General features: G+C 67.1%; 11 protein-coding genes. 3 read left to right on the plus strand and 8 right to left on the minus strand.

From position 1 onward, the window contains the following. The coding region (locus K2Z83_RS18395; protein ID WP_220596653.1) for a hypothetical protein at positions 1–765 on the plus strand (765 nt) is incomplete at its 5' end. Between the two features lie 302 nt (positions 766–1,067). Here the strand turns inward: K2Z83_RS18395 and K2Z83_RS18400 are convergent. The 7 genes from K2Z83_RS18400 to K2Z83_RS18425 form a co-directional block, all read right to left on the minus strand. Further along, positions 1,068–3,413 carry a hypothetical protein gene (locus K2Z83_RS18400; RefSeq protein ID WP_220596654.1) on the minus strand — a complete coding sequence of 782 codons (2,346 nt, stop codon included), beginning with the start codon at positions 3,411–3,413 and terminating at the stop codon, positions 1,068–1,070. A gap of 1 nt (position 3,414) precedes the next feature. Continuing rightward, on the minus strand, positions 3,415–3,954 hold the full coding sequence (locus tag K2Z83_RS18405; RefSeq protein ID WP_220596655.1) for a hypothetical protein: 540 nt from the start codon (positions 3,952–3,954) through the stop codon (positions 3,415–3,417). 11 nt (positions 3,955–3,965) lie between these two features. Next, positions 3,966–4,352 carry a hypothetical protein gene (locus K2Z83_RS18410; protein ID WP_220596656.1) on the minus strand — a complete coding sequence of 129 codons (387 nt, stop codon included), beginning with the start codon at positions 4,350–4,352 and terminating at the stop codon, positions 3,966–3,968. Continuing rightward, the gene (locus tag K2Z83_RS18415; RefSeq protein WP_220596657.1) at positions 4,349–4,858 is read right to left on the minus strand and encodes a DinB family protein; all 510 of its coding nucleotides are present in this window, start codon (positions 4,856–4,858) and stop codon (positions 4,349–4,351) included. The genes K2Z83_RS18410 and K2Z83_RS18415 overlap by 4 nt, the downstream gene beginning before the upstream one ends. 3 nt (positions 4,859–4,861) lie before the next feature. Continuing rightward, positions 4,862–5,233, minus strand: a complete 372-nt coding sequence (locus K2Z83_RS30010; protein WP_370650205.1) for an endonuclease/exonuclease/phosphatase family protein — start codon at positions 5,231–5,233, stop codon at positions 4,862–4,864. Beyond that, positions 5,226–6,173 carry a co-chaperone YbbN gene (locus K2Z83_RS18420; RefSeq protein WP_220596658.1) on the minus strand — a complete coding sequence of 316 codons (948 nt, stop codon included), beginning with the start codon at positions 6,171–6,173 and terminating at the stop codon, positions 5,226–5,228. Before K2Z83_RS18420 ends, K2Z83_RS30010 begins: the two co-directional genes overlap by 8 nt. A 183-nt stretch (positions 6,174–6,356) precedes the next feature. Beyond that, complete coding sequence (locus K2Z83_RS18425; protein ID WP_220596659.1) at positions 6,357–7,865, minus strand: PDZ domain-containing protein; 1,509 nt, start codon at positions 7,863–7,865, stop codon at positions 6,357–6,359. A 52-nt stretch (positions 7,866–7,917) separates the two neighbouring features. On the opposite strand from K2Z83_RS18425, the gene K2Z83_RS18430 reads away from it, so the two are divergent. Beyond that, positions 7,918–8,262, plus strand: coding sequence for a DUF433 domain-containing protein (locus K2Z83_RS18430; RefSeq protein ID WP_220596660.1), 345 nt, complete (start codon positions 7,918–7,920; stop codon positions 8,260–8,262). A gap of 3 nt (positions 8,263–8,265) precedes the next feature. After that, positions 8,266–8,424, plus strand: coding sequence for a hypothetical protein (locus K2Z83_RS18435; protein WP_220596661.1), 159 nt, complete (start codon positions 8,266–8,268; stop codon positions 8,422–8,424). A 252-nt stretch (positions 8,425–8,676) separates the two neighbouring features. Here the strand turns inward: K2Z83_RS18435 and K2Z83_RS18440 are convergent. After that, a partial coding sequence (locus K2Z83_RS18440) for a hypothetical protein (RefSeq protein ID WP_220596662.1) occupies positions 8,677–8,983 on the minus strand: 307 nt, incomplete at its 5' end.

The raw sequence follows: 8,983 nt of genomic DNA on the forward strand, positions 1-8,983 counted from the left end.
GTGAGCGTGGCGCTGCCGGCGGCGCTCCGCATGGACGCGGCGCGGGAGGCGGCGGCGCTGGCGGCCGTGCAGGCCGGGCTGGCGCAGGCGGGGGTGACGGTGGCCGCGCTCGGGGTGCTGGCCCCGGCGCTGGCGATCAGCACTGCGCGCTGGTACGAGCAGGCGTTGCGCTACCGCGAGGCGACTCCCCACCAGAGCGTGGCCCAGCGCAGCGGCGTGATCGATGTCGGCTACGCCGAGAGCAGCGTGGCGATCATTGAGGCCGGGCAGCTGGTGACGGAGGTGCCGGTGGGGTGGGGCATGCGCGATGCGCTGGCGCAGCTTGCCGATCAGGTACACGACGCCTACGGGCTGGACTTCCCGCTGCGGGCGATGGATGAGCAGCTGGTGCGCTACCCGGGTCGCGGGGTGTGGCGGGACGTGGGCGGCGGCAGCTGGGCGCTGCCGGCGGGGGCGACGGCGGCGCTGATGGCCGGGGCGGAGCCGATTCTCCTGACGGCGCGATGGCTGTGGGGGGACGGGCGGCGGCTGGGGCGGGTGCTCCTGGGCGGGGGCGGCGCCTGGGCGGTGGCCCCGGCGCTGCTTCGCGCCTTCCCAACCGTCGAGATCCCGCTGACGAACTACCTGGAGGAGTACGATGCGCCCGGCGCCCGCAGCGACGCCGAGATCCAGGACGACGTGCGCTTCTCCCAGCCCCAGCTGATCGTCGCCCGCGGTGCCGCCTACCACGCCCACCTCGGCGGGCGGATTGTGGGGGAGGGCTGAGCGAGCCGAGGTAGGCCGGCTCGCGCATTGGGAAATGCGTCGTTGCAAATGTTTGGCAAAACCAGTTTTTGCAGGAAAACAGCGCACCTATCACTGATTCCTGCCCCTCTGGAAGCGTGCAAACTTTTGCAGCCCTGCGAAAGAGCTAGCACCAGTGCTATCACCAGTGCTGGCATCAGTGCTGACACTGGTGCCAGCACTGGTGATAGCATATCACCGACGGAGATCAACTGTGCCGTACGATGGCTCCGGCGCAGCGCCGCAGCGCCCGTGGTGGCGCTGGAGGCGGGCACCCACATTTGTTAGCCTATCCGACCATCGTTCCGCCACGCCAGCACCAACACGTTCAGCGCGCCGATCCGCAACGGTCCACCCTGGCAGACCAGGCCAAACAGATTGCGGTACTCGTCGCGCGAGACTGGGTGGGTGTGGGCGGCTTTGTTGCGCAGCTGGGCGACGGTGTCCACAGCTTTGACAAAGGTTGGGAAGTCGATGATCGCGCTCGGGTCATCGCGGACCACCGCGCCGTCCCACTGCGGGCTGACGAAGGCCACGATGCGCTCCCAGTCGCCCTCGGTCTCGTGCGGCTTCCAGCGCATAAACGGCAGCAGGCCGAGGGTCTGCTTTTTGGGCCACGCGGCCTGGCCGACGAGCCCTGGGCAGCGGAACACCCGGCGCTGGATCTCGATCTCCAGCACGCTGGAGATGTGGATGGCCGGGGCCGAGAAGTCCTTGGCACCGATCGAGTCGAGCTGCTCGACGAGGAAGAGTGCCAGCGCCAGCGACTCGCGCTCGGGCCGGTTGAGGTGGTCGAGCGCGCGCTCCATGCCCATATCGCGCAGCCGGTTCTCATAGACCGCGATGTTGCGAAAGACGCCCAGGCGATCGGCGAAGTGGCGGGTCAGGCCTTCGACGGTGCGGGCGATCGCGCTGACATCTTCTTCCTGTAGATGGTCACGGTCATCTCCCTCGAAGATATGCCCGAGCTCTTCGACCAGATCGCGCGCGTCACGCGGGGGGCGCACCGGGCGCTTCGCACCCTCCTGCCCGACGATATGGCAGAGTCGCGGGTCACTGCAGCAGTGCTGCTTCCGGCTAACCAGGTCGATCCGCCACGGCCCGATGTGGGGCTTGGGGCAGATCAGCAGGTCGCTGGTTGGGGCGTCAATCGATTCGTCCCAGCGATCCACGAGTCGCCGCCCCTCGGCGCTCAGTGCGTCGAGGAAGATGCCCTGGCATGTCGGGCGCAACGGCGTGCGTAGGGTCACGTGAGCCTGATCAAGCAGCCCGGCCAGGATACGCTGGGTCGCCTCGGTCGGCTGGTCGGGGCAGAGGCCCAGCACTGCAATCTGGGTCTCCGGGTCGATCTGCTGGGCGCCCGTCCCCAGTGGCTGTAGGCGCTGCACCAGCGCTCCGTCGATGCCACCGGCCACGTCAGCAGCATCGCCTGGCTCGGCGCGCAGGAAGGCGAAGAGCAGGCTGCCGCACCGCTCCCCAGTCAGCGCCAGGTCGGCGAGCATGCGCTTGACTGGCTCGCCTGGGGCGCGGTTGCGGTCACGTTCGCGGTAGTACTTGGCGTCCCAGATCACCCCCGGCTCGCGCCATGCCGGGTCGTTCTGGGCACCTACGGTGGTCATCGGCGGGTCGATCCGGCGCAGATAGTAGTCCGGGCGCACGCCGGGCACTGGCCCGTCGGTCGGCTCGCTGCGCCAGACCTTCGGCTGCTCGGGGATACCCCGGTCGTGGAGCAGCTCATAGCGCCGCTCGTCATCGCCCGCGCCCCAGCGGAAGCCAATCCGCATCGGCAGGGCAGTGGCGTCGGCGATCAGCTTGCCCTCGCGCAGCAGCAGGTCGGCCAGCTCGCAGACGATCCAGAGCTGGTAGAGCCGGTTGTCGCGGCGCGGGTTGACGCCCAGGGTCTCGTCGGGGGCGGCAGCCTCCAGGCGCTGGAGCAGGCCCAGCTCGCGGTAGCGCCGCCGCCAGGCCAGCAGGTCGTCATAGGCGCTGTTGCCGCCGGGGATGGCGCCCTGGGCGACCCGCTGCCCCAGGGATTCAACTCCGCCGGCGGCTCCCTCCAGGATCTGCTGGGCGGTGGCGCGGATGCCGGCCAGCTGCGGGAAGGCCAGCTCGCGCTCGCAGCGCTCGACGATCATCTGCAGCGGGTGGCGCAGGGCCTCGTCGGCGCTGCCGACCGCGTCGCTGAGCAGGATGCGCCGCACATCGGCGCGGTACTCCAGCAGGGTGGCAACGACAAGCAGGTTCTCAGGGGTGGCGAAGTCGCGCAGGCTCTGGCGCCCGTGCAGCTCCAGGGGCGGCTCGCCGGGCCGCTCGGCCCAGGTGGCGGCCAGGGTGCGCTCCCAGTCGATCCGCCCGCGCCCCGGCGGCTCCTCGACCACCATGCGCCGCGGGGCGACGAAGCTGAGCCGGCGCAGGATACGCGGCAGGATGTGCTCGAACAGCTCGTCGCGCAGGTGGAAGAGCACGCCCAGGTCACGGTAGATCTCCAGCACATCCGGCTCGCGCTGAAACCCCTCCTGCTTGGCGAAGAGCTTGCGGTACTCGCCGCTGCTGAAGCGCAGCAGCAGGGCCAGCATGCGCGCCTGCATCAGGCTGTAGGCCCGCCGCTCGGTTGGCGTTGGGGTAGCCATCTTACAGGCCCTGCTCGTTGACAAAGGCGGTCAGGCGGCGGGCGAACAGGCCGGTCGGCGGCACATACAGCTGGGCAGGCGCTCCAAAGACCGCCTCAATCTGTTCATTGGTCAGAGCACTCGGGCGGCCCGGGTCAATCCCCGGGGCCACCAGGCGCAGCTGGAGCAGATGGGCGCTCTGGCGCGGCCCGGCCAGCCCATTGAGCATCTTCACGAGCGCATCCGTCAGGGCCGTGCTGTCATCGGGGTGGTCGAGCAGGAGCAGCAGCGCGCGCAGCTCGTCGCGGGCGATTACCTGAAGCTGGTCGGCCAATGTGTCGGCCAGGGCGGAGTCGAGGGCCTGCGGCCAGCCCAGGCCGACGGCCACGCCGGCGAAGAGCGTGCGATAGCTCGCCTCGGCCTGGGCGGTGCCGAGCTGGCGGTAGACCCGGGCCGCCGCGAAGATCCGCCAGAGCCCATCCAGGGCAGCCCGCGTGGCGGTATCATCCGGCCAGGTAACGGCGTAGCGAATGGTCGGGCCATGCTCGCCGGGCTGCTCCATCCGCTGCACGCTCAGGCCCGCCGACCAGCCGGCCCGACCAAGCTCGGGCTCGGCGCTGAAGCCGGGCAGGCCCTGCCCAGCATGCGTGGCCCCCAGAGCGGTGGCCCGCTGCGCGCCAGGTGGTGATGCAGCCCAACCGCGAGGATCGCCAGCAGCCCGCCTGAGATCAGAAAGGCGGCGATCATCCAGCCCCCCTCGGGGCTGAGGGCCAGGCCGCTCGGCCAGTCCACCGTGGGCGCACGCAGCGGGTCCCAGCCCAGGGCGCGCAGGAACGCACCCTGGCGCAGGGTGAGGGTGACGATCGTTCCGCCAAGGTACAGCGGCCCGATCAGCCCGGCCACCGCCGCGAGGCGCGGGCCGGGCCAGGGTGCGCGACCACCGCCCCTGCGGGGGCTCACGCCGCGCCCGCAGCCGGCAGCCCGCCGTCGCGCAGCGCCAGCACCAGCTGGCGGGTGAGCTGCAGGTGGCCGAGGTGCATGGCGCTATGCTCAATGGCGTGGAGCAGGCAGGCCCGCCCGGTCAGCGGCTCGCCATTGCGCACCGGCGTGAAGCCGTACTCGGCCGGCGGCGGCGGGGTCGGGCCGAGGGCGGCCTCGGGCAGATCTGGCAGCAGCGCGTCGAGGGCGGCCCGCCAGGCGTGGAGGCGGGCGATCAGCTCCGGGCCGCTGGCCACGGCCCGAAACTCGGCCGGGCGGTCGCGCGGGATGCGCTGGCCGCCGACCAGCACCAGCGTCCAGAACTCGCCGGCGGCGACCGTGTGGGTCGCCAGGGCAGCTATGGTATTCGCCTCCTCCAGGTTGATCGGGGCGTTCAGCGCCGCGTCGTCCAGCCCGGTCAGCGTCGCGACCAGGTCGTCGATGATCTGGCCGAAGGTACGGGCGTAGGTCACCGTCTCATCGCGCATCGGCTACCTCCGTGGGTGGGCGACAGGGATGGCAGGTATGGTAGCATATGGTATACCATCAAGAGCCACATCGAGCGGTGTCAACGGCCAGCGCGAGGCAAGGAGAAGCCCATACTGCTGCCAGTAGTCCCCATCCTGCACTGTGCTCAGGCTGTGGATCAACCCAAGGCTGTCCAGGTGCGCGCGGAGGCGCTTGCTGCCATCGGTGTTGCGGTACTCGCTGAGTATGCAGATGTCGGGCTGCCACTCAGTCAGGCGCTCCGCGATAGCCGGCGCGCGGGCGGCGCCGCCCTGCTGAATGTTCCACGCGACGATGCGAAGGGGCTTTGGGGGAGATTGCGCTGGCATCGATTCGTTCTCGTAGCAGTCACCCATTGCGGTCTCCACGTATTGCTATAGTATGACGGTTGCCTGTCGCCGCCCAAGGCCGGCGGCTGAGCTCGATCAACAGCTGCTTCACCTGTGGTGCCCCAACATCGACGTCCTCAGGGCTGAATTTCTTCTCGAACCGGGGCTTACCATTCGGCCGGCTGTAGACCCAGAGCCCCTCGGGGGCGGCGATCACGAAGGAGGGCAGCCGGCGTGACTGGGCGTAGGCGTTGGCCTGGGCGACGGCGCGATCCAGGCTGATCTTCCCGCGAATCATGGCCTTGTTCTCAAAGAGGGTGAGCAAGCGCCGATTATCCTCGGTGTAGACGAGCACATCGATATGGCGTCGATAGGAGGTCTCGCCAGGGAGACGGCACGGAGCCTGCGGCTGCTTTGGCAGGTTCCACGCGGTCAGCAGCGGCATGATCACCTGCTCCTCAAAGTCATGCTCGGGGCGCCCGCGCAAGCGTACATGATGGTGGCCCCTGAGTGTCTGTGCGCTAGCCGCCTGCTGCGCGGCCCGCTGAGCCCTGGCGCGAAGGATGCGGCGCTGATGTGGGGCTTGTGCAGGTGATTGTGGAGCCGCCCCAACAAACAGCATCCGGCGCAACGCGTCAAGCTGGCTAGCCTGAATCCGCCCCTCGGTCCGCCAGCGCTCGCGCCCACCGGTGAAGAGAGCGAGCGTGGGTGCCCGATGAACCCTCTGCTCGCTGGCAAGCTCCGGGTCACGGTCGATGTCGGAGTAGAGGAAGCGGATTGGCCCGGCGAAAGCCTCCGCCATCCCGCTCAGCTTCTGCTCGGCAGATCGGCTCGCGGGCGAGTCGTCGGCGAACAGGACGACAGACGACTCCTTGTCGGAGAGGGCAAGTCGGGTGAAGTTGCGTGCGGTGACGGTCTGCATCGTGTAGCCCTTTGTGTCGATGTTGTGCTGCTTTGGGGGTCGCATTACGGCCTGCCACTATCGTCTCTCCCTGGCGTTACTAGCTATTACCCGATGTAGAGATACTTGTGGAACGCGCTTATCTCCAGCCATCATACCCGAGCATCTCGGTCACAAACGTGCCCTTTAACACCCTGAGAGAAGGCAAATCATGCCCGTTTCAGGAAGAATATGACGCGTGAAGCCTTGTTAGATGGGCATAAGCCCAATGCCAAGTGGTCGAATCGCAATCGTGACAACGAGGCGCTCGAAGGTCTGATCGGCGTGAAGGCGGAGGATTGTCAACACGGCGGGAGTGCCCGCCGCCAGTTTGCCCAACGCATCGGTCACGGCCACATTCGTTTCAGTGGTCGTGCCGCTCACATCAATGATAATATCGCCTTCGCGTAAGTCGGCCTGGGCGGCTGGGCTCTGGGATCGCACCTGAAAGATATACCCACCGCCGACGACATTCAGCGCGCCGATCTGCTGGCTGAACGCCGCGCCAACCCGGCCGTACAGTGCTGCGGTGGGGTCCTCAGCAGCAAATTGCTCGCCGTAGTAGGTGAAGATCGCTGCAGCCACCTCGGCCTCGCCAGTCCGTCGCAGGGCGATGGCTTTACTGGCGACATCCGCAGGTGTGTCAGTGGGATGCACCGCCTGATCGCTGGCGAGCGCGTCGAGGGACTCGGTGGCCAGTGTGAGCCGCTCACGCACGAGATCGGCCTGGGCTTGAGTCAGCTCCAGAAGCTGGGCCTCGATCGTGGATGTATCGGGCAGGATTCGTGGCTCAAGAACGAGGAGATCGCGCAGCTGGGCCTGCGCATCCGCAGCGCTATAGCCAGATCGGGCCAGGACGTTGAGCCCGCTCATATAGGTGATCGCCACCAGATTCTGGAAGCGCCGAGCGTCGAGATCGATCACCTGCTGCGCATGCGCCAGGCGAGCCTGATCCGCCTGCTGCAGCCGGATGCGGTCAGCCATACTTACCAGCAGACTTTCTGCGGCATCACGCGTGAAGGCGAGATCACTGTAGAAGCTCTTGACATCAGAGGCGTCTGCACCGCTAGAGATCAGCGACTGTGCATAGGCCGCGCTCTGATCGTCCCGGAGTGGCCGCCCAGCCAGAGCCTGCCGCAGGCTCGCAATCTGGCCCTCGCCGATAAACTGGCGCTGCGACTCAGTTGCCGTGGCGCTCGGCGCCAGGGCAAGGGTCTGCTGGACAAATAGGAGCTGCGCGTCGAGGTTGCGAATATTCGTGATCACATCGGCGTTGATCGCGGCGCGGGTCTGGCGAATGCGATCCTGGTTTGCGCCGCGCTGTTGGAGCAGGATCGCGACCGTCAGCGCGATGATCAGGGCGAGCCCGCCGCCGATGATCAGCATATTCCGCCGACCCAGCCCCGGCTTGCCGAGGTCGAGCTTGACCTCGATCTTGTCGCGGCCAACCACGTCGCCGATGGTCACATCACCGAGCTGGCTGCCTGAGCCAAACGAGATCAGCGCGCCGGCGCCGGGAACGTGCTGGCCGGCCAGGGCGCGCAATGCCTGGGCCAGCGCGGGCTCCGTAGCGATGCGCTGCTGGGCCTGGTCCTGGCTGATCTGACCCTCGGCAATCGCCGCGAGCAGCTCGGCCAGATGACGGGCGACCGCCCGCTGGTCGGCGGGGAGCTTGGCCGAAAGGCCGGACTCCAGCGCCGATGTGTCGAAGTCCTTCATACTGCCACCGTGCCTGCTATAGTGCCTACACGAAACGAAACCTCACGCCTCTATGCAGGTGATCACCATGACCGCCATCCAGGACATTGAGCGTCTGCTCCCGCAGATCAGCCGCGCCGAGAAGGCCCAGGTGCTCCAGTGGGTCGTGCGCGACCTCGGCGATGCGTTTCCGGGCATCGAGGCCACGCCCGGCGTGAGCGGCGGGGAGCCGTGTGTTGTGCGCACCCGCATCCCGGTGTGGGTGCTCGTCCAGGCCCGCAAGCTCGGGTCGAGCGAGGTTGATCTGCTGCGGGCCTACCCGGCCATGCGCGCCGAGGACCTGGCCAACGCCTGGGCCTACGGCCGCTCGCACCACGCGGAGATTGCGGCGCAGATCGCCGAGAACGAGGCCGCGTAGCTGATGATCAACCGCAAGCATTTCATCCGGCTGCATCGCGAGTCTCCCTCTCACGCGGGCATCATCGTCTGCACCTACGATCCGGACTTTGTCGGCCAGGCTGCGATAGTCGCCCAGCCTGATCTTGCTGGCCAGCTGCTGCGGGTAAGTCACCTGTCTTAACTACCGCGCAGCCTCCTCCTTCGCTCCCCTTCCCCTCCAATGCTTCGTTATCTCCCCAGGCTTAGGGAATCTGTGGTGCCTGCCTTCTTGGTGTCAGCCATGCAATGATCACCGCGAATGGGCCCGTAACTACGAACGCGCATATGAGGAGCATGATGACCGACATGCGGCGCTTACTGACAAAGACGTACTCGGCGATCAACGCCCATAGGTAGGCAGCCAGTAAGGCGAAGCTTGGGACGGCTACTACACCTAAGACCAGCAGCATACCAAATATACCAAGTCCGGCGACAAGTCGAGGATCGCGCCGCTTGTCTGACCATCGCCTTTCCGGTTCACGTACTTGAATTGACTCATCATGAGCCGCTTTAGACTCTCGATCTCAGCAACATACTCGTTGTAGGCGCTCGTCACGGCAGGTGTGCTAAGCAATCGTTTCTCGACAGATTCGCGCTCTCGGCGTGTTGGAGCGGCAAGAATATCGAAGTCGTAAGCCGCAAAAAACTCTGTTAGCGCGAATAAGTCCTGGGTCAAGCCCCACCGGCTGGCGACTGAAGTC

This window comes from Oscillochloris sp. ZM17-4 (assembly GCF_019599295.1).
Taxonomy (GTDB): Bacteria; Chloroflexota; Chloroflexia; order Chloroflexales; family Chloroflexaceae; genus Oscillochloris.

What these genes read in the sequence shown, in the direction of transcription:
- K2Z83_RS18400 (WP_220596654.1), bottom strand. Translation starts at nt 3,413, where the DNA reads ATGGCTACCCCAACGCCAACCGAGCGGCGGGCCTACAGCCTGATGCAG.
- K2Z83_RS18405 (WP_220596655.1), bottom strand. Translation starts at nt 3,954, where the DNA reads ATGGAGCAGCCCGGCGAGCATGGCCCGACCATTCGCTACGCCGTTACC.
- K2Z83_RS18415 (WP_220596657.1), bottom strand. Translation starts at nt 4,858, where the DNA reads ATGCGCGATGAGACGGTGACCTACGCCCGTACCTTCGGCCAGATCATC.
- K2Z83_RS30010 (WP_370650205.1), bottom strand. Translation starts at nt 5,233, where the DNA reads ATGGGTGACTGCTACGAGAACGAATCGATGCCAGCGCAATCTCCCCCA.
- K2Z83_RS18420 (WP_220596658.1), bottom strand. Translation starts at nt 6,173, where the DNA reads ATGCGACCCCCAAAGCAGCACAACATCGACACAAAGGGCTACACGATG.
- K2Z83_RS18425 (WP_220596659.1), bottom strand. Translation starts at nt 7,865, where the DNA reads ATGAAGGACTTCGACACATCGGCGCTGGAGTCCGGCCTTTCGGCCAAG.
- K2Z83_RS18430 (WP_220596660.1), top strand. Translation starts at nt 7,918, where the DNA reads ATGCAGGTGATCACCATGACCGCCATCCAGGACATTGAGCGTCTGCTC.
- K2Z83_RS18435 (WP_220596661.1), top strand. Translation starts at nt 8,266, where the DNA reads ATGATCAACCGCAAGCATTTCATCCGGCTGCATCGCGAGTCTCCCTCT.